This window comes from Paraburkholderia sp. SIMBA_027 (genome assembly GCF_046535315.1).
Lineage (GTDB): Bacteria > Pseudomonadota > Gammaproteobacteria > Burkholderiales > Burkholderiaceae > Paraburkholderia > Paraburkholderia tropica.
This window is the reverse complement of record NZ_JAWRWY010000484.1, coordinates 1-275: the sequence shown is the minus strand read 5'-3', so window position 1 is coordinate 275 and position 275 is coordinate 1. Positions and strand designations below refer to the sequence as shown.

Here is a 275-nt window from a genome sequence, read left to right as displayed (position 1 = left end):
GGAAGCGCGCGGGCTGACCTTCGTGCATCCGTTCGACGATCCGTATGTGATCGCCGGCCAGGGCACGGTCGCGATGGAGATTCTCAGCCAGCATCAGGGGCCGATCCACGCGATCTTCGTGCCGATCGGCGGCGGCGGGCTGGCGGCGGGGGTGGCCGCGTATGTGAAATCGGTGCGCCCGGAGATCAGGGTGATCGGCGTGCAGACGGACGATTCGTGCGCGATGGCGGCGTCGCTGAAAGCCGGCGAGCGCGTCACGCTGAATGAAGTCGGCC

1 protein-coding gene is annotated in these 275 nt (G+C 68.0%); it reads left to right on the top strand.

Annotation, left to right across the window (positions count from 1 at the left end; all coding sequences use genetic code 11):
* On the top strand, window positions 1-275 hold a 275-nt coding region (locus tag SB764_RS39925; protein WP_410866738.1), incomplete at both ends, for a pyridoxal-phosphate dependent enzyme.